The sequence below is a fragment of the Fulvimarina uroteuthidis genome, assembly GCF_034321785.1.
In the GTDB taxonomy this organism is placed as follows: Bacteria; Pseudomonadota; Alphaproteobacteria; order Rhizobiales; family Rhizobiaceae; genus Fulvimarina; species Fulvimarina uroteuthidis.
Genome location: NZ_JAXLPB010000013.1, coordinates 1 through 19,239 on the forward strand (window position 1 = coordinate 1; position 19,239 = coordinate 19,239).

The following is a 19,239-nucleotide window of genomic DNA, read 5'->3' on the forward strand; positions in this document are numbered from 1 at the left end:
GAGGCGCTGACCGCTGACATCGTACGGCTCGCCAGCGAATACGGCCGGTACGGATATCGTCGGATTGCGGCCCTGCTGAAGAGCGAAGGCTGGACGGTGAACGTCAAGCGCGTCGAGCGGATCTGGCGTCGGGTTCGCGCAGTCACGCGCCTGCGCGAACGGCATCAAAGTCCCACAGAAGCAACCAAAGAAAGGCCGGCTCTGGCTGAACGACGGATCGTGTGTCCGTCTGCGGCCAGAGTATCCTGATCACGTCTGGTCCTACGACTTCGTGGAAAGCCGGACCCATGACGGAAGGAAGTTCCGCATGCTGAATGTCATCGACGAGTTCACCCGGGAGTGCCTAGCTATCCGGACCGATCGGAAGCTGAACTCGATCAACGTCATCGATGTCCTGACGGACCACTTCATCCTGCGCGGCCCACCCGAGCATGTGCGGTCGGACAATGGCCCGGAGTTCGTCGCGAAAGCAGTCAGGGAATGGATCGTCGCGGTCGGTGCGAAGACGGCGTTCATCTAGCCCGGAAGTCCGTGGGAGAACGGATACTGCGAGAGCTTCAATTCCAAGCTCCGGGACGAGCTTCTGAACGGCGAGATCTTCTACTCGCTCGCCGAGGCAAAGGTCGTGATCGAAAACTGGCGACGCCACTACAACACGGCGCGTCCCCATTCATCGCTCGGCTACCGGCCGCCTGCGCCAAAAGCTGTTCAATGGCCGGCACCGCTCAACGGACCGGCGTCGCCGGCTACGCCAGCCATGGTGCAGAGGCCGACAATGCACTAAGATCCACCCCGGACCACCCGGTTGGGGCAGGCCATTTGGCGATCTCGGTGTTTGAATGGCCTGCGGCGTGAAAGACCGCAATCTGCTCCCTTTCGCGAGACGACAGATGGACGTAGGATGGGATGGCAGCACTCCATTTGGTCTGGACAACCGAGCCGATCATACATCGGCTCTGGGGTGTTGCACTTAGCGATGGAACTCAGGCAGTACGTTTTTCGGCATCGTTGCGTCGTTTATTCGGGATCGTCAAAAAGGCGCATGCTACTGAACAAGCCGAATATTAGTCATCCCAACTGCAATTTCATCAAATGCTAGCTCTAGTTGTTTCGATGTTGATGCGTCAAAATAGTGGTCTGAATCAGTTGCACAGTTTTTCAGCATGCTTTGTGCAACGGTTGATTCCACAAGGAATCCAACCGTGAAGACCTCAACATTTCGGGCTTTTAGATTGTTACAAACTGCCATTGAATCGTTATTGGCCTGATCGACATCTGCGCTGGAAGATGCATTCCGATGACTTCCGTCACCGTTATAATATTTTAGAGTGTTTTCTCCATCCGTCATGAGTACAACGATTTTTCGTGGCCTCTTATTAGCAGAATCATATGCTAAACCCTGATTAAACGGCTCAGAAGGGGAAATTACGTTTAGTCCCCAAACGAGCCCAGTCGGTATGAATGTTGATGGACGATATCCACCGCTTCCATAAGAAAGATTATTAATTGCGCTCTGGACAATACTTTTATTGTTGGTAAGTGGCAGCAGTGGGGATGCGCATGTTTGATAAGTCCCTAAGAATCCAACATATGATACATCTGGCCTAGTGTCGGAAAGTCTGAAATCGCTCATCGTTCTAGATCTGACACAACCGTACCATGTGTACGCTTGCCCCGTTCCACCACCACTGCACTGCTCATACGGTGCAACTGATACCGTTGTAGAGGATGTACAATTTCCCCCACAGGTAGCTGCCTCACTAACGCCGTCAACCTCACGTGTACACTGATATTTTGGAGCATATGAATTACATTGTGTTCTCGTGGTTCTTGTTTCACACTTTCGCGGGGGAGGTACCGTTGAATAATCAGAAGGTACGGACATCCAGCTTGCGTAGCGATTATTTATTCCGACGTTTACGTAGTCTGAATACGGAACGACAGCAATCTGTGTCTCATTCTTATCGGTCATAACTTTTTTTACTAGATTATTCGCTGCCGCTTTAAGACTATCAAGCCTTGAGCTACCGCTATCGTCTCTTTCAGACATCGACCAGGTCGTATCTAGGACAAGAGCGACCTCAATTGCGGTTTTTGATTCGCGAACGACACGAGCATTACGCACTACCTTCAGCTCTTCTATTCCTATCAAGCCTAAGAAATGCGATTTGGTAACTGCTTTTGCTTCGATAAAAACATCATCATCTGTGACCGTATGAGTTATGATATTTATCTCTGCATTTAGGAAATTGAAATTTCCGCGCAGCAATTTTTCTGTATCATCAGTCGATGTTTGAACATCGTTTATAGATCGCGCTAATATTAATGATGTTGCATCTATAGCGGACTGAAGATGCGTTGCCATCGTGTACTGTTTCGCCATATCGACGGCGCCACCTGCTGCTGTCACAAGTGCGCCAATCGCAATTGCAAACAGCATGCCAAAATTGCCCTCTTCATTATGGAAAAAATTAGTCATGACAGAGCCTTAGCCAAACAGCATCAAGCGACTATGACGTTCATATGTTGAAAAGGCGTTGACGTTCCGATAGCTGTGGACCGCACCCCTTTTTGACGGACAGTCGGCGATCGCGTTTAAGCACTGAGACGGATGAACTCACAATTTGATTGGAACTTCAGTGACCTGCCACTGAACCGTCATCCAGCGGCTATTACGGCTTCGTCCGTTTCTGTTACGCCTCATGGCGCGGGGTGAGCACGTGACGTAGGCGCGGAGCCTTTAGGTGGCTTTAGATTTTAAAACCGAACCGACGTCGCTCGGGCGACGAAGACACAAAATGCGAACCGTGCGGCACACATGCTACCATGGTAAACTACATTGCCCCCCATAAGGGGGACAAACACCTGTTTCAGTCGCGCTCTAACTGGCAAGCAATTTGTGCGCCTTGTCATAACGGCGCTGTTCAATCCAGCGAAGGAAGACCCGTTTGAGGGCGCATATTTGAAGCTATTCGCCCATTTTCAGTGACTTCGAGCGTGCCGAGGCAATCGGCCCAAGCAGCATATAACTTTTGAACAAGCCCAATTGCTTCTGGAGATCGGCGAACGGTTTGCGGTCCTTCGGTAAACAGCACCTCGAGCAATGCGAACTCTTCGTCTGTCAACATAGTTGAAATATTTACATTCATGGATGCCTCGCAGTGTTTTGCCCTACGTCGGTAAATTAAGACTGTAAATCTAGATTATCTAGAGGAAAAATGCATGCTCGCGACTTTGTTTCCGCCTTGCAATGTCACATCGTTTCGGACCATGGGTCTGCTGCACTGTTGGTGAAGCTCATGTCGCCGCAAGCAGTTATGCTTCGGCCAAATCGATCTTGGCTTGCGCGTACATTTGCCGCTTCATGAGCTCGCCTCTCCAACAGACGGCAAATGCGTTCGATTCCCAATCCAATGGATCTTGCGAGCCCTTCGGTCCCACTTCCAGCACCGAAAGCACAAAACCCGGTGGATACCCTCTCCGATGCGTAAACCAGTGTACCCACCGGCTGCCTCCGACCTTAGAGCGAACTTCATCGTCGCTACCGACATCTTCCGAGGCGGATACTCCCGTCGATCATCCGTTATTCGGCTGAGATGATAGCTTGAATGCGTTCGGCTAGCACTGTCATGTCGAAAGGCTTGGTGACGACTTGCATGCCAGGGTCGAGATGGCCATGGCTGAGGACAGCATTTTCCGCATAGCCCGTGATGAACAGCACCTTCAGCCCCGGTCGAACCTCTCGTGCGGCGTCCGCCACCTGCCGCCCGTTCATCCCGTTCGGCAAACCCACGTCGGTCATCAGAAGATCAATGCGGGTGTCTGACTCAAGGATCGCCATACCCGAGGGGCCGTCGTCGGCTTCGATTGCGGTGTAGCCGAGCTCCTCCAACACATCGACGACCAGCATCCGCACAAGCGGCTCGTCGTCGATCACAAGAACCGTCTCTTCCGCATCGGTCTTGGCAACGATAGTTGTTGGGTTGTGAAAGTCTGTCTCGACCTCACCGAAATGACGAGGCAGGTACACGCACACCATCGTGCCTTTGCCGACCTCCGAATAGATCCGAACCTGCCCGCCGGACTGCCGGGCAAAGCCGTAGATCATGGACAGGCCGAGCCCGGTTCCAACGCCGATCGGCTTGGTCGTGAAGAACGGGTCGAAAGCACGCTCGATCACGTCGGGGGACATGCCGACGCCGTTGTCTGACACGCACATCGAGACGTACTGACCAGTCGGAAGATCGCGCTCTCGTGCTGCCCGGTCGTCAAGCCAGCGGGTTGCAGTCTCAATGGTAATACGACCACCGTCCGGCATTGCGTCGCGAGCGTTGATGCAGAGGTTCAGGAGCGCGTTCTCAAGCTGGTGCGGATCGGCGAGCACGTTCCAGACACCGCCGCCCGCGACGTTCTCCACGTGGATCGCGGGGCCGACGGTGCGTCGGATCAGCTCCTACATGCCCATGATCAGCGCGTTGATCGAAGTCGGCTTTGGTGCCAACGTCTGGCGGCGGGAGAAGGCCAAGAGACGATGCGTCAAAGCGGCGGCCCGCTTAGAGGCTCCTTGCGCCGCGACGAGGTAGCGGTCGACATCAGCAATGCGTCCTTGGGCGATCCTCGTGGCCATCAATTCTAACGAACCCGAGATCCCTGCCAGAAGATTGTTGAAATCATGCGCGAGGCCGCCCGTGAGCTGGCCGACTGCCTCCATCTTTTGGCTCTGGCGCAGAGCATCCTGCGCGCGTTCCAGCTCCGTCGCTGCCTCTTTGGCGGCCGTGACATCGCGCCCGGTGGCGTAGGTGACCTCTCCCGCCGGCGCCGCCACCCAGGAAACCCAACGCACTGACCCGTCTTTGTGGCGATAGCGGTTCTCGATCGTCGGTCGTCCACCCGCCGCAGCCGTTTCGTACGCTTTGACGGTTTCAGCATGGTCTTCGGGGAGGACGAACTCGTTGACGTGGTGGCCGACGAGTTCGTCGGTGGCATAGCCGAGCATGGACGTCCATGCTGGGTTCACGCGAAGGAAGACCCCAGCGATGTCGATGATCACCATGAGATCGGGCGAAGTATCCCACATCCGATCGCGCTCTGCCGTCCGCTCCGCCACGAGGCGCTCCAGCTCCTCACTCTGACGTTCCTTGGCATCGCGAGCCTCGACGATCTCCTGAATGTCGACGCAAGTGCCGATCCAACGAAGGATGGTACCGTCCTCCGTTGGGCGCGCAGGTACCGAGCGACCGAGGAACCAACGGTAAACACCGTCTTGGCGGCGGAAGCGATACTCAACTTCAAAGGGGCTCTCGGTCCGGCGTGCCTCGTCCCAGGCGGCAAGCGAGCGCCCGCGGTCGTCCGGGTGCAGCACTTCGCTCCACCCAAGACGCACGAGTGCGTCGACCGGGTGTCCGGTGAACGCCTTGAAGAACGGGTTGACGTAGTCGCAGCGTCCTTCGGCATCCGTGGTGAACAGGACGACGGGAAGCGCTTCGGCAAATGCGCGGAACCGCGCCTCGCTGGCGCGCAACGCGGCTTGGCTGCGGCGCTGCTCGGTTAGGTCCAGCATCGCCCCAATCATGCGCGTTGCCCGACCAGTTTCGTCACGCATCACATGGCCGCGGTCGAGCACGTCGGCATAGGTGCCGTCGGCACGTCGGAAGCGGTACTCCTCGGTCCAGTTCTCGGACGTGCCGTCGATGACCGTGTGAATACTGTGGTCTACCTTCGCCCGGTCCTCGGGGTGGATGTGTTCGATCCACCATTCGCCTGTCGGCGCCACGTCGACGGGGGCATGACCGTAAGCTGTTTCCAGCGCCTCGTTCCAAAGCACGTGGTTGGTAGCGAAGTGCCAGTCCCAGATGGCATCGTTGGTGGCGCGCACCGCGAGGCGGAGCCTCTCCGACGTTTCCCGCGCTGCCGCGTTTGCCGCCTTTTCTTCGGAAACGTCCCGAAAGAAGACTGCAAGGCCTTCCTCGACGGGATAGGCACGCATCTCGAGCCAGGACCATCGGCCGTTTGGCCAACGTTAGCTGTGGTCCAACGCGACGGGTACGCGTTCGCTCATGGCTCGCTTGTAGAGGCGACCGAGTTCGGTGTCCTCGCTGCCCGGGTAGGCGTCCCAATGCGTTTGACCGAGGAGCGCCTCGCGGGGCCGGCTCTCCATCCGCTCGGCCTCGGCGTTCATGTCGAGGATGCGGAACTTGTGGTCCAGAAGGACAAAGCCCTCAGCCATACCGTCGAGCACGCCCTTTGCTCGCGCCTCGCTCTCGCCGAGGCGGCGCTCGGCCAGCACCTATCCCGTGATTTCGTTGCAAGGACAAAAGAACCCAGCGACCGCCCCGGCTTCGTCGCGCACAGGCGTGTAGGAGAAGCTGAAGTGCGTTTCCTCGGCGTAGCCACGACGGTGCATCACGAGCGTGATGTCGTCCATGTGGACGGGCTCACCCCCGTAAGCTTGTTCGACGATAGGCATGAAATCGGCGCGGATCTCCTGCCAGGCGTCGAGAAAGTCGCAGCCGAGCGCATTTGGATGCTTGAACGCAAGGATTTGGGCATATGCGTCGTTGTAGAGGAGCGTGCGCTCTGGTCCCCAAGCCAGGAACATGGCTTGGTTGGACGACAGCATCACGCCGACCAAGGTCTTCAGAGCCGTTGGCCAGCCCTGCGGAGGCCCCAAGCCCGTCTCGTCCCACGCATGGCTGCGAAGCCTGTGGCCCATTTCACCGCCGCCGGAGAGAAAGCTGGAGGCGGCGAAAGCTGCATTGGTCACGTTCAAATCCATAATTCAAGCGCATCTGCTTGTAATTGCACGGGCACCGAGCTCAGCACTGAAGTACGTCTTCCCGGTCTCGGCGCCTTCTCGCTTCTGAGCCGACGAGCGTCTTTAGGTGAATTCGACAGGATCGCCAAACATGCTCTCATACCGCTTTTGTCGACATCGATCCGGCTTCTCGATACAGTCGTGCGAGGAACGCCATTGCAAGATCCAGCTCACGGACGGCAACTTCTTTATCACTGCGTCATGAAGAGGACCGTGTCTTTTCCACCCCTTCCGAAATTTGGCTTACCGCGAATATGGCCCGGTAAATAAATCACCCAACGCGCGGCGTAGAAGCACTGTAATCCTGCGTTTTTGGATGTTCCATGGACGGTCATGGTCCAGGTGACAGCGCTGACAGAGCGCAGCCAGGTTTGCTGCATTGTTGTTCGCAGTATTCTGGTCGAGATGGGCGCATGCAAGGCGAACATCGGTCGTTAAGATCGGAATCCCATCGTTTGGAACGCTCGGATCGGGCAATTTCGAGCGAACGACGCGGCCGCGGCCGTCTCTCCACCGGTTCGCTTCCTGATCGAACCAGCGCCCGTCGCCGAGATGGTGAACCGTCTTGCCATGAGGCCGTCCGCAGCGCTCGCAGCGTCCTCTGGCACGTTCGAAGCGGATCGTGTGGGACAGCTGTGGCCAGTCGATTGGATAGAAATGACGGTGTTCACGCCGGATCGGCATGGGCGACCTCCCGCGTTTCAAACCCTTCTGTACCGTCGACGCCGTTCATCCCGTCAGACGCTTCAGTCTTATCGTCATTATCACCGTCGCCGGATCTAGCCTTGTCTCGTGCGCGGGTGATCGTCAGGCGGCTGACGCCATAATCGCGGGCAAGACGCGAGATCGAGATTCCGTCCTGAAGCTTTGCGACAACGGCCTGCCTTTGGCTTGCGGTTAGGCGCGGCGGACGGCCAAGGATCTTGCCTTCCGCCTTCGCCCGTTCAAGCCCGGCTTGCGTGCGCTCGATCAGGAGATCACGTTCGAATTCGGCGACCGCGTTGATAACGCCCATGGTCATCCGACCAGCCGGGCTCGTTAGATCGACGCCGCCAAGAGCGAGGCAGTGGACCTTGATACCGAGCGTATCAAGATGATCGACCGTCTTCCTGACGTCCATCGCATTGCGCCCCAAGCGGTCGAGCTTGGTCACGACGAGAATATCCCCTTCCTCGAGCCGATCGACAAGTTTGGAAAAACCGGGCCGCTCGGAGGCGGCGACGGATCCGGAGATCGTTTCGGCCACGATCCGGCGCGGCTGGACCTGAAACCCGGCGGCCCGGATTTCGCCGAGCTGGTTTTCGGTCGTCTGTTCGATCGTGGAGACACGCGCGTAGACGAAAATGCGAGCCATGAAATATGCCGATCGGCTGAAACTGCATCAAAAACGCACCAGAAGCATTCGCGCATGCACGAAACACGGTCAAGCTGATTTTTGGGCTTCCCGCAAACCACATGCGCAAAACCGGTCACTTATGCCCATGTCTCTAATGCTTAAAATATCCCGGCTACCGATCAATGCCAGAATTAAGCTCGCAGGACTTTCTGAACCTCCCAGGCTATTTTAGCGCTTACGGTCCATATCATAGCTTATTGACCCATGTATGCGTTTTCTGCAATTTAAGCATCTCGATCGGAATAGGCCATTTTGCATAGTTTATTCATCAATGATCAATTCCATTCGCTTGCCTCTTGATCGGTGACCGACCAGTATGCGGAGATTGTGATGAAGCTCTACGAATTGCCAATGCAGGAAAATGGACGCGTTGTGCTGCCCGCAGACCTGCGCAAGTCTCTTGGGCTTTCGAAGGGCGACAAGGTCCTGATCGAAGCCGAGGGCGACGAGGTCAAGTTGACGACAGCACGGTTACGGCGCAAACGGGCTCAAGCCATTGCCAAAAAGTACGCGCGCCCAGGCGTTAGCGTCGTCGACGAGTTTCTCGCCGAAAAGCGTGTTGAAGCCGAACGCGAAATAGCGCGGATCGAACCGGATGCAGAAACAGATGAGAACGGTGGCGGTTCGTGATCGCCTGCGTCATCGATACGTCAGCGATTCTCGCTTATGCCTTCGCCGAGCGAGGTGCCGCCAATGTCGAGCGCTGGATCGATGGCGGGGCGGCGGCCTCGACTCTCACTGTTCAGGAAGCCGTCTCGAAGCTGTGTCAGAGCGGCAAGAGCCGCAACGAGGCGGAGGACCTGATCTTGTCGCTCGGGCTGGTCATCCAGGATCTCGATCTTGACCTTGCGTTCAGCGCAGGGGCCATGTTCGACCTGACGAAACCTTACGGTCTAAGCCACGGGATTGCGCCTGCCTCGCCCTCGGACAGAAGCTTTCCGTTCCGGTGGTTACCGCCGATAAGGCGTGGTCGAAGGTCGCGGCCGATCTCGGACTGAGGATCGAGCAGTTTCGCTGAGGAAGCTGAACTCGACCGAACGGGCAAATGGGCCGGAAAGAGACCTACGGCTTGAGAGCGAAGAAGGCGGAAAGCTGCCCTTCGGCTTCCGACCCTCTTGCGCGGTTTGATACAGGAAAGGACGATCCCGGAAGCTGCCATTTGAAAGGCCGGCGGCAGCATTCGTTGGCCCGGCACTCCGGAACCTCATGTCAGGACAGACGCTGGAACCGCTGCTCGAGTCTACGGAGTTTCGAAGGCGCTCTTGAGCGTTGCCAGCGCTGCGGCGGTTGCCGCTTCGGCGGCCGGGCCGTTGTACTGGGTGGCTGGCCCCGTCTCGACGCAAGCCTGTGTCCACGAGAAGGGCTCTCCCGTCGCTGCATTCGTCAGCCGCCCGTCGACCTCCTTGCGCAGGCAGTTGCGCGAGGTCTGCGCCTGTCCGTTGACGAAGTAGGCAGGGGCGCCAGGGTTGTCGAATGCGTGTTGGGCTCCCTCGTACTCGAATATCTCGACGTCCGCGCCGCTAGCCTTAAGGCGTCCGATGTAGGCGCGACAAACCTCGATCGGGTTCCAATCGTCAGCGATGCCGTGGAAGTGGCGGATCGGAGCCGGGCCAACCTCCGTGTCCCGTTCGAGCTCGAAGTTGCAGGGCGGGTAGAACGGCAGGTGGGCGAGGAGGCGGCCGCGCCGAGGCCCGTACATCTTCTGGAACCGGATCAGGGCGGAATACAGCGCACCGACACCGCCGCGCGAGAAACCAATGACCGCGATCCGATCCGGGTCGATGGCCGGATGGTCCGCCAAGATCTCCACGGCCCGGTACAGATCGTAGATCGGCGACAGGATGCCGAGTCTGCCCTGATCGGAGAATACCTCTTCCAAGCCCCTGCCTGTGTAGCTGTCGAGGGCGAAGGCGGCGATGCCATTCTCGTTGAGGAGCTTAGCCCAGGTCGGCATTTGCGCTCCGCCGGGACCGGCCGAGCCGTGAAGAAGGATGACGACGGGAAGGCGACCCTCGGCATCGGGTAGGCTGAGACGGCCCGTCAGGACGACGGGCGATCCGTCCTCCGTCTTTCCTTGCAGGAAAGAGTCGTCTCCCATGGTGAGCGAGGAAACCTTCAGGGTCTCAGGCGGCCGACCTTGCCCCATCACGACAGACGACAGGAACAGCAGGACCGAAAGTGCAGCGACAGGACACCAGCGCATCATCTCGCGACCTCCGCTGCGGTGATGGACCAGCGGATCATGCCGCTCGCATGACGTTGGGTCAATATGCGCAAGCGATTGAGAAACGGCATCGGGTTGGGTGCGCGAGCGGATTCCGAACCTCCTTACCCAGGCTCCCACCGCTTCCGCCCGTAGAACAGCGGAGACTACGCGATCCCGTTGGTCGAACTGCGCCGCGAGATAGGGCCCCGCGTGTCACCGTATTGACGCACGCCGCACACCGAGGAAACGTCTGGTTACGTCTGCCCTTCACCCGGAAGCTGTCCGACCGTTCTCCACCCATCCTTGCCGTTCCGAGGTCGGTTGGTTCGGGCCGAAAGCGGACTGACAGGTCTAGGGCGTCGAGCCGATAAGCTGCCGCTCGGTCCCGCTAGTGCGTGGGGCCACTTCCGCCGACATGGTCGTCATTTTAGACCTCGTGCTCGTTCGTTGATCGCTGCCGTTTATTCAGCAGCTCCCCAAGGCAGCAGTTAGGCCAGGAGCACACTAACCCCGGCGCCCTCTATCGCGCGCGACGATGCATTCGACCGTCGCGGCATTGCGTAACCGCTGTTGGCGAACGCCCGCACGATGAACGGGAAGAGAGGGTGGGAGGCTTTCAACAAAGGGCCGCCACCGTCCCGATCCTGCACGCTCGCCGAATGCGGCTCGAGAACGAGCGCCCAAGGCTGCCGGCTACGTCCTTGCTTGCCAAGCGATGCCCAAGAGCAATGTGGTAATCTAAGCGTAACCGGCTTAAAGCGCCACGAGTGTCCGAACTCGATCCCGAATGAGCAGCATGTCCAAAGATGAGATTGAGCGTCTGCGCCAATGCACGGAAGAGCCAAAGGCGCAGAATACGGTTCTTGCCAAGCGGCTCCACGACTGTGTTTCAGGTCTGGTCAGTCCAGACAGCTATGCACATGAGAGGGTAACCGAGGATGCCTTGATGGCGACGAATCGACGTCTGGATGCGGTGCTCAACAATGCGAGCGTTGCGATCTTCCTCATGGATGAACAGCAGCACTGCGCGTACATGAATCCGGCCGCTGAAAGGCTAACCGGATATACGTTTGTCAAGACACAAGGCCGTCCGCTGCATGATGTCATCCACCACACCAAGCCTGACGGCACTCATTTTCCTCTACATGAATGCGCGATCGACCGCGCCTTTCCAGAGAAGGCCAATACGAAGGGCGAGGAGGTCTTTGTCCACAAGGATGGGCACTTCTACCTGGTCGCGTTTACCGCGAGCCCAATTTACGATGAGGCCTCTCGCACGGTCGGTACTATTATCGAAGTACGCGACATCTCGACTGAAAAGGCACATGAGGCAGCGCTCGTTGAAAGCACCGAGCGGCTTGCGAGCGAGCGCCACGCGCTCGAGGTGCTCAATCGCACTGGAGCCCGGATTGCCGCTGAACTTGAATTGGATCAGCTTGTACAAACAGTGGTGGATGCCGGAGTTGAGCTAACCGACGCGCAGTTCGGCGCATTCTTTTACAATGTCCTCGACAGCCGCGGTGGGAAGTACCTTCTATACGCGTTGTCCGGCGCCGAGCGGAGTGAGTTCGAGAAGTTTGGGATGCCACGGGCCACAGCGGTCTTCGGGCCAACCTTTCTTGGTGAAGGTGTCATCCGGTCCGGCGACATTCTAAAGGACGAGCGCTACGGTCGAAACGCACCGCATTCTGGCATGCCTGAGGGCCACCTGCCGGTACGAAGCTATCTGGCTGTTCCCGTTGTTTCCCGCTCAGGCGAGGTGATTGGGGGGCTGTTTTTTGGGCATCCAGATCCGGACGTGTTTAGTGAGCGCTCCGAGCGGCTTTTGGGCGGGCTTGCGGCTCAGGCAGCAATTGGCATCGACAACGCTCGCTTCTTCCAAGCGGCGCAGCAAGCAAATGCGACACTGGAACAGCGTGTGGAAGAGCGTACAGCCGAGCTTCAGAAGGCTGAGGAGGCATTGCGTCAGTCTCAAAAGATGGAGGCCGTGGGCCAGCTCACGGGCGGCCTAGCACACGACTTTAACAATTTGCTCGCCGGAATCTCCGGCAGCCTGGAGATGATGGCAACACGGATCGCGCAAGGACGGGTTGCTGACGTCGATCGCTATATGCTCGCGGCGCAGGGGGCCGCGAAGCGCGCCGCCGCGCTGACGCACCGTTTGCTAGCCTTCTCACGCCGTCAAACGTTGGATCCCAAGCCCACTGACGTGAATCGGCTCGTTGCCGGCATGGAGGAATTGATCAGAAGAACGGTGGGCCCTCAGGTCGAGATCGAAGCTGTCGCGAAGGCCGGACTATGGTCGGTACTCGCTGACCCAAACCAACTTGAAAACGCGCTCCTGAACCTTTGCATCAATGCCCGAGACGCAATGCCCGATGGTGGACGGATCACGATTGAGACAAGCAATCGCTGGCTCGACGATCGGGCCGGCCGCGAGCGAGACCTGCCGCCGGGGCAGTACGTCTCGCTGTGTGTCAGCGACAATGGCACCGGCATGCCGGCAGACGTCATCGAACGCGCCTTCGACCCGTTCTTCACGACCAAACCCATTGGCGTGGGCACCGGGCTCGGCCTGTCCATGATCTACGGCTTCGCCCGCCAGTCCGGCGGGCAGGTGCGGATCTACTCCGAGGTCGGGCAGGGCACGATGGTTTGCATCTATCTGCCGCGCCATCACACAGAAGAAGCGGACGAAGACTTGAGGGCCGCCGACCCCGTCTCTCCAGCTCAGCCAGGCGAGACGGTTCTCGTTATCGACGACGAGCCCCTCGTGCGCATGCTCGTCGTCGACGTTCTAGAGGAGCTCGGTTACATCGCTCTTGAAGCCGGCGACGGACCATCGGGTCTGAATGTGCTCCGCTCTGATGCGCGCATAGACCTTCTGATCACTGATGTCGGCCTTCCCAACGGCATGAACGGTCGTCAGGTAGCCGACGCAGCGCGTGAACTCCGTCCCGGCCTCAAGGTGTTGTTCATCACAGGCTACGCGGAGAACGCTGTCCTCAACCATGGCCATCTTGATGTTGGCATGCAGGTGGTGACAAAACCGTTCGACATGGCGGTGCTGGCGAACCGGATCAAAGGCATGATTACGGACGCTTAACTTGCACTCGCCAGTTAGCCTCCAGGTGTTGGATCCAAGCGTACATTTTTTACCGAGAATTGCATCGCTTAAGCAAATGGCTACGAAAATTCAGACCGTTCTCGCCGGGTAAACCGGGAAGCGCTATAGCCCTCTGGTGCAGGCTTGGAACTGAACGGCAGCTTCTTCCGATCGCTGCTGCGAACGGGACAGTCAGCAACCCACCCATTCAAGCCATCCGTGGGGCGGTCAAGATGGGCCGAAAGGAGACCGGCGGCTTTTGGTCATAGCAGGCGGAAAGCTGACCTTCGGCTCCAAACCCGTTCTCGACATTCGTGTCTTTGCGAAGCCTTCTCGAGGTGGATGTTCCTTTCGCCAAGGAACAGTTCATCGCTTTACCCTCGTGGCTGGTCACGAATTCAACCTGATTAGGGACGCCCGCTGGATGATTGGGAAAGAGTGGAAGGCTCGCAGTCAAGGAGCCGCAACCCACCCATCCTGCGCGCTGGCGAATGCGGCGTTTCTAGAACAAGGGGGCCAAGCCCCAACAGAGACCCCTTGAATATCAGTTTTCACTAAATTAGCTAATTCTTATAATTAGAGGGGTTGTCTGACGTGGGTGAGATGCACGAGTTCGAAGCCAAGGCCGAAGAGGTCGCTGCTCTTCTCAAAGCCGTTGCGAACGAGCGACGCCTCATGCTCCTGTGCAAACTGCTGGAGCTCGGCGAAGCCAATGTCGGCTCGCTGGCCGAGGCTGTCGGACTGTCGCAGTCGGCCCTGTCGCAGCACCTCAGCGTTCTGCGCGAGCAGGGCATCGTCTCCTACCGCCGTGAGAGCCAGACGCTTTGGTACCGGATCGCTGACGAACGCGTTGTGGCGCTTTTTTCGACCCTACAAGGCCTGTTCTGTCCGCCGAGGGATGCTTCGGCACCAATGACAGGCGCGTCCGATAGCTCCAAGCCACAGGCGACATCGAATGGATGAGTTTACGCCCTTCTCCGCCCTCGGTGGTGGCCTATTGATCGGTCTGTCGGCAGCCGTGCTGTTGCTGGCGAACGGTCGTATCGCTGGCATCAGCGGCATTCTGGATGCTGCCCTTCGCCCCAAGGCTGGGGAGTTCGGCTGGCGTGCGGCCTTCCTCGTCGGCCTTCTCGCCGCTGCGCCACTTATGGAACTGGTTGGCTACGAACTTCCCGCTATCACCATCGATGCGACGCTTCCCGTCATCATCGGCGCCGGCCTTCTTGTCGGTTTCGGCACGCGCCTCGGCTCCGGCTGCACCAGCGGGCATGGCGTTTGCGGGATCGGCCGGGGATCTGGCCGCTCGATCATAGCGACCGTCGTCTTCATGGCGAGCGCGGTCGCCACCCTCTTCCTCGTCCGCTACATCCTGGGAGCGTAAGCGATGACCCGCATCCTTGCTGCCCTTCTTGCGGGGCTCGTCTTCGGGGTCGGCCTTATTGTCTCGCAGATGGTAGTTCCGGCCAAGGTCCTCGGCTTTCTTGACATCTTCGGCGCGTGGGACCCGAGCCTTGCCTTCGTCATAGGTGGCGCGATCCTCGTTGCCGCGCCCGCCTTTGCCCTTGGCCGCCGAATGAACGCTCCGGTGCTTGCAACCGCCTTCGAAATCCCGAAGCGAAGCGATATCGACGCTCGTCTCCTGTCGGGCGCCGCCATCTTCGGCATCGGCTGGGGCCTCGTCGGGCTCTGCCCCGGCCCGGCCCTTACTGCTCTCGGCTTCGGTTCGACCCCCGCACTGCTTTTCGTGGCGGCCATGATTGCCGGAATGGCCATCTACCACCTGATGCTCGCACCGCGATCGCCAAAGGCTGCTCCCGCCCCGAGCCAGGAGGCGGACGCGTGACCGCTGTCTCCTACACGCTTGCCACTGCCACCGGATCGGGAGGCCTCGTCGGTATCGTCCTCGGGCTGTTCGGCGGTGGCGGCTCGATCCTGGCCGTGCCACTGCTTGTCTATGTCGTCGGCATCGCCTTGCCCCACGTGGCGATCGGCACCAGCGCGGTCGCGGTCGCTTTCAGCGCTCTTGGAAACCTCGTGCCGCAGGCCCGTGCCGGACGAGTTAAATGGCGGTGCGCGGGCGTATTCGCTCTCGCCGGGATCGTCGGCTCGCTTGCAGGAGCTGCGGCTGCAAAAGCCGTCGACGGAGAACGGCTGATGGCGCTCTTCGGCCTCGTCATGATCGGTGTCGGCCTTGCGATGATGCGGCAAAAGGCGAGCGCCGGCGACCCGCAGGTCCGCCTCTCCTGGGAGACGGCTCCCCGTCTTCTCCCTCTGCTGATCGGCATCGGCTTTACCGTCGGGCTTTTCTCCGGCTTCTTCGGAATCGGCGGCGGCTTCCTCATCGTGCCCGGCCTGATTCTCGCGACCGGCATGCCACTGACCTACGCCATCGGCACGTCGCTCGTCGGCGTTGGGGCTTTCGGTGCAGCGACGGCCTCCAGCTACGCCGTCTCCGGTCTCGTCGACTGGACGATCGCTGCGGTCTTCGTGATCGGCGGCCTTGTTGGGGGTTGGGTGGGTACGACCCTCGGCGCCCGGATCGCCGCCCGCAAGAAAGTCCTCAGTCTCGCGTTTGCCGTCCTCGTCGTCGCGGTCGGTCTTTTCATCGTTGCGAAAGGGCTACCCGCCCTCTTCGGCTGACGCCATCACACCAGCAAAGGAGCCTTCCCATGGCTTTGCAGTCCCCAAACCCGCTCTTCGGGCGGCCGATCGTCACCGGCTTCTTCGACAAGCGGACCTCCAGCGTCCAGTACGTCGTCGCCGATCCCGAGACTAAAGCCTGCGTCATCATCGATCCGGTCCTCGACTTCGATCCGAAGTCCGGAGCGACCGCCACCACATCCGCCGACGAACTCCTCGCTTTCATCGAACGCGAGGGACTGCGCCTTGAATGGATCCTCGACACCCATCCCCATGCGGACCATTTCTCCGCAGCGGGCTATCTCCACGACAGGACCGGCGCGCCGACCGCGATCGGCGAGAAGGTGCAGGACGTTCAGAAGCTCTGGCAGGGCATCTACAATATCGCAGGATGCTGTCCGGCGGACGGCTCGCAATGGAGCCGCCTTTTTGCCGAAGGCGAACGGTTCAAGATCGGCAAGCTCGACGTCGAGGTGATGTTTACCCCTGGTCACACTCTGGCATCGATCGCGTATCGCATCGGCGACGCCGTGTTCGTTCACGACACCCTGTTCATGCCGGATGGTGGAACGGCCCGGGCCGACTTCCCGGGTGGGAGCGCCGAAGCGCTCTGGAACAGCATTCAGCGCATCCTCGCCCTACCCGGTGAAACCCGCGTCTACACCGGGCATGACTATCAGCCGGATGGCCGCGAGCCTCGTTGGGAGTCGACGGTGGACGAGCAAGCGCGAACGAACATCCACCTCGTGCAAGCGCCGACGAAGGAGGCATTCATCGAGCTTCGGCAAACGCGTGACAGCGATCTCTCGATGCCCAAACTCATCCTCCATTCGCTCCAGGTCAACATCCGCGGTGGCCGCCTGCCGGAACCGGAAGACGATGGTCGACGCTACCTTAAGATCCCGCTCGACGCCCTCGAAGGCGCTGCGTGGTAAACCCGAAGGAGAATGGCATGACAATACGAAGCGCCAAAGACCTCATCAAAGATGCGAGCGCCAGCGTAAAAGCGATCTCGGCGGATGATGCCGTCGAGCTCGTAGACCAGCCCGACGTAGTTTTCGTCGACGTACGCGAGGCGAGCGAACTGGAGAAGACCGGAACTGTGAAGGGTGCCGTGCACGTCCCACGCGGGCTCATAGAGTTCCAGGCCGATCCTTCCAGCTCCAGCCACAAGGCCGAACTCGATCCCGGAAAGCGCCTTGTTCTCTTCTGCGCCTCTGGTGGACGTTCAACCCTTGCCGCCGGTTCACTTCAGGCCATGGGCTTTGAAAACGCCGTCTCAGTAGAAGGCGGTTTTCCAGCTCTTCAGTCGGCAGGAATCCCGATCAAAAAGGCCTAAGAACCGCGTCACGCGGTTTCAACGACGAGTTCACCGCTAAGTTGAGCGTAGCTTCTATGTTTCGAGACCCTACTGCGCCCGCCAGTCGTAATAGGCTCCCGATGCTTATGGCCCGTTCGAGAATAGTCCAACGCGAAAAGCTGAACACGGCCTTCTAATCCGTGACCAGATTTTTGTTTCAAATTGAAGCTGATGGATGCGTCCATCAGCGCTCCCCACCTTTAAAGAACCAAGAGAGAAGCGAACCAATGATGCAGGACGGAACTATGATGGATTCAAGTCAGATGAGCTGGATGATGGGAGGCATGGGGCTCTTCGGAATTCTCACTCTTATCGTTCTAGGGTTGGCGATCTTCGGTCTCGTGAAGTACCTCCGAAACTGATTTACGCTCCGATCTGAATCAGAATCATTGTATGGCGTAGAGAACATCACGAGATCCGCCCACACAGCTCGATCGGCCAGAAGACGCCGATCGAGCGAATGAAATGCCCATGCGACGCGGTGTCGGCCCGAGCTGCAACCCCCGGAAATTCTCCAGCCGGGCGGTCCAAAAACGGGAAGCGCCTCAATTGGCTCGAAAACCATCCGTCATGAAGGACCACCTTTTTCGGGGGCAGACTAGCGTCGTAGCGGACAACCGGCAGACCGCTGCACGATGTCGGGCCGTCCGGTGCGAAGGTTCCAATGATCGCTTGTCCGCCGGGTAGCAAGGTCCGGTCCATCACCTGCAGGTAGGCGTCCTGCTCGGCCGCGTCGGTCAGGAAATGAAAGGCCGCCCGATCATGCTAGATGTCGAAGCGCTGGTTCGGCTTCCAGTCCACCACATTCTCCACGACCCAGTCGACGGGCGCTTCCTTGAGTAGCCGCGCACGGGTCCTTGCCAGCGCGGTTTCTGACAGGTCGAGCACGGTGATCCGGCGGAATCCCCATTCCAAACGGAAACCCACGAGCCGGGATGAACCCGCGCCCGCATCGACGATAGCTGCATCCCTCTCTACCCCTGTCGCGCCGATCAGGTCCAGCGATACCCAAGGGCGGTCCTCGAACCAGCTCGTCTCGGCCTCTTCCCTAACCCGAGAGACGCCTTCCCAGCGGTTCGGAATCTCTGCCGTCGTCCGTCCCTCACAACTCGATCCGCCGCAGCCGCAGCGCGTTGGTAATGACCGAAACGGACGACAGGCTCATCGCAGCCGCCGCGATCATGGGTGAGAGCAGAAGGCCGGTGACCGGATAAAGCAGACCCGCCGCGATGGGCACGCCGAGGGCGTTGTAGGCGAAGGCGAAGAAGAGGTTCTGCTTGATGTTGCGCAAGGTGGCGTGGGCGAGCCTTCGTGCTCTGACGATCCCCATCAGATCGCCGCCTAGCAGGGTTATCCCTGCGCTCTCCATCGCGACGTCGGCCCCGGTGCCCATGGCAATGCCGACATCGGCCGCCGCCAACGCGGGCGCGTCGTTGACGCCGTCGCCGGCCATCGCGATCTTGTGCCCGTCCCGGCGCAACCGGTCGATCAAATTCTTCTTGGCCTCGGGCAGGATGCCGGCGCGCACCTCGTCGATGCCGAGCTTGCCTACCACCGCCTACGCCGTGCGTTCGTTGTCGCCGGTAGCCATGATTGTTGATTTCCACGCGGAACTGACCCGGGATGTCGCCTGATTTCCACTGAGATTTGACCCATGTGACCTTTCCCTCCGATCGCGCTGAGCGAGGAGGGCAATGGAGTGATCCACATGGGACTT

General features: G+C 59.1%; 16 protein-coding genes and 5 pseudogenes. 11 read left to right on the forward strand and 10 right to left on the reverse strand.

Annotation, left to right across the window (positions count from 1 at the left end):
- A pseudogene (locus U0C82_RS18575) lies at positions 1-784 on the forward strand (IS3 family transposase); the annotation flags it as partial.
- A gap of 261 nt (positions 785-1,045) precedes the next feature.
- Here U0C82_RS18575 and U0C82_RS18580 read toward each other — a convergent pair.
- Positions 1,046-2,479 (reverse strand): VWA domain-containing protein, encoded by a 1,434-nt coding sequence (locus U0C82_RS18580; protein WP_322189312.1) that lies wholly within the window; start codon positions 2,477-2,479, stop codon positions 1,046-1,048.
- A gap of 275 nt (positions 2,480-2,754) precedes the next feature.
- On the opposite strand from U0C82_RS18580, the gene U0C82_RS18585 reads away from it, so the two are divergent.
- Entirely contained in the window at positions 2,755-2,952 is a 198-nt protein-coding gene (locus U0C82_RS18585; protein ID WP_322189331.1) for an HNH endonuclease, read from the forward strand.
- On the opposite strand, the gene U0C82_RS18590 is transcribed toward U0C82_RS18585, so the two are convergent.
- The 6 genes and pseudogenes from U0C82_RS18590 to U0C82_RS18600 form a co-directional block, all read right to left on the reverse strand.
- Entirely contained in the window at positions 2,925-3,149 is a 225-nt protein-coding gene (locus U0C82_RS18590; RefSeq protein WP_322189313.1) for a hypothetical protein, read from the reverse strand. The two genes, U0C82_RS18585 and U0C82_RS18590, sit on opposite strands and share 28 nt — an antisense overlap.
- Positions 3,150-3,583: 434 nt before the next feature.
- Positions 3,584-5,554, reverse strand: a pseudogene (locus U0C82_RS19010) (hybrid sensor histidine kinase/response regulator); the annotation flags it as partial.
- Positions 5,555-5,578: 24 nt separating this feature from the next.
- Positions 5,579-5,986: pseudogene (locus U0C82_RS19015) on the reverse strand (PAS domain-containing protein); the annotation flags it as partial.
- 33 nt (positions 5,987-6,019) lie between these two features.
- Positions 6,020-6,286: a PAS domain-containing protein gene (locus U0C82_RS19020; RefSeq protein WP_416186727.1), complete on the reverse strand. Its 267-nt coding sequence runs from the start codon at positions 6,284-6,286 to the stop codon at positions 6,020-6,022.
- Positions 6,287-6,763, reverse strand: a complete 477-nt coding sequence (locus U0C82_RS19025) for a PAS domain-containing protein (RefSeq protein WP_416186728.1) — start codon at positions 6,761-6,763, stop codon at positions 6,287-6,289.
- Between the two features lie 835 nt (positions 6,764-7,598).
- Positions 7,599-8,168: pseudogene (locus U0C82_RS18600) on the reverse strand (recombinase family protein); the annotation flags it as partial.
- 372 nt (positions 8,169-8,540) lie between these two features.
- Between U0C82_RS18600 and U0C82_RS18605 the strand changes: the two are divergent.
- Both U0C82_RS18605 and U0C82_RS18610 read left to right on the forward strand, forming a co-directional pair.
- Positions 8,541-8,840 (forward strand): AbrB/MazE/SpoVT family DNA-binding domain-containing protein, encoded by a 300-nt coding sequence (locus U0C82_RS18605; RefSeq protein ID WP_322186192.1) that lies wholly within the window; start codon positions 8,541-8,543, stop codon positions 8,838-8,840.
- Positions 8,837-9,208, forward strand: coding sequence for a PIN domain-containing protein (locus U0C82_RS18610; RefSeq protein WP_322189315.1), 372 nt, complete (start codon positions 8,837-8,839; stop codon positions 9,206-9,208). Before U0C82_RS18605 ends, U0C82_RS18610 begins: the two co-directional genes overlap by 4 nt.
- A 242-nt stretch (positions 9,209-9,450) precedes the next feature.
- Here U0C82_RS18610 and U0C82_RS18615 read toward each other — a convergent pair whose 3' ends face one another.
- Positions 9,451-10,554 (reverse strand): dienelactone hydrolase family protein, encoded by a 1,104-nt coding sequence (locus U0C82_RS18615; protein ID WP_322189317.1) that lies wholly within the window; start codon positions 10,552-10,554, stop codon positions 9,451-9,453.
- A 649-nt stretch (positions 10,555-11,203) separates the two neighbouring features.
- Between U0C82_RS18615 and U0C82_RS18620 the strand changes: the two genes are divergently transcribed.
- The 7 genes from U0C82_RS18620 to U0C82_RS18650 all read left to right on the forward strand — a co-directional run bounded on the left by U0C82_RS18620 (position 11,204) and on the right by U0C82_RS18650 (position 17,501).
- Positions 11,204-13,522 carry an ATP-binding protein gene (locus U0C82_RS18620; protein ID WP_416186729.1) on the forward strand — a complete coding sequence of 773 codons (2,319 nt, stop codon included), beginning with the start codon at positions 11,204-11,206 and terminating at the stop codon, positions 13,520-13,522.
- A 603-nt stretch (positions 13,523-14,125) separates the two neighbouring features.
- Positions 14,126-14,485, forward strand: coding sequence for an ArsR/SmtB family transcription factor (locus U0C82_RS18625; RefSeq protein WP_322189333.1), 360 nt, complete (start codon positions 14,126-14,128; stop codon positions 14,483-14,485).
- Positions 14,478-14,903, forward strand: a complete 426-nt coding sequence (locus tag U0C82_RS18630) for a YeeE/YedE family protein (protein WP_322189319.1) — start codon at positions 14,478-14,480, stop codon at positions 14,901-14,903. The genes U0C82_RS18625 and U0C82_RS18630 overlap by 8 nt, the downstream gene beginning before the upstream one ends.
- Positions 14,904-14,906: 3 nt before the next feature.
- Entirely contained in the window at positions 14,907-15,365 is a 459-nt protein-coding gene (locus tag U0C82_RS18635; RefSeq protein ID WP_322189321.1) for a YeeE/YedE family protein, read from the forward strand.
- The gene (locus U0C82_RS18640; protein WP_322189323.1) at positions 15,362-16,162 is read left to right on the forward strand and encodes a sulfite exporter TauE/SafE family protein; all 801 of its coding nucleotides are present in this window, start codon (positions 15,362-15,364) and stop codon (positions 16,160-16,162) included. Before U0C82_RS18635 ends, U0C82_RS18640 begins: the two co-directional genes overlap by 4 nt.
- 29 nt (positions 16,163-16,191) lie before the next feature.
- Positions 16,192-17,097, forward strand: coding sequence for an MBL fold metallo-hydrolase (locus tag U0C82_RS18645; RefSeq protein ID WP_322189325.1), 906 nt, complete (start codon positions 16,192-16,194; stop codon positions 17,095-17,097).
- 17 nt (positions 17,098-17,114) lie between these two features.
- On the forward strand, positions 17,115-17,501 hold the full coding sequence (locus tag U0C82_RS18650; protein ID WP_322189327.1) for a rhodanese-like domain-containing protein: 387 nt from the start codon (positions 17,115-17,117) through the stop codon (positions 17,499-17,501).
- Between the two features lie 786 nt (positions 17,502-18,287).
- Here U0C82_RS18650 and U0C82_RS18655 read toward each other — a convergent pair.
- Together U0C82_RS18655 and U0C82_RS18660 are read right to left on the reverse strand one after the other, a co-directional pair.
- On the reverse strand, positions 18,288-18,449 hold the full coding sequence (locus U0C82_RS18655) for a class I SAM-dependent methyltransferase (protein ID WP_322189329.1): 162 nt from the start codon (positions 18,447-18,449) through the stop codon (positions 18,288-18,290).
- 175 nt (positions 18,450-18,624) lie between these two features.
- Positions 18,625-19,116: pseudogene (locus U0C82_RS18660) on the reverse strand (HAD-IC family P-type ATPase); the annotation flags it as partial.
- Positions 19,117-19,239: the final 123 nt, after the last annotated feature.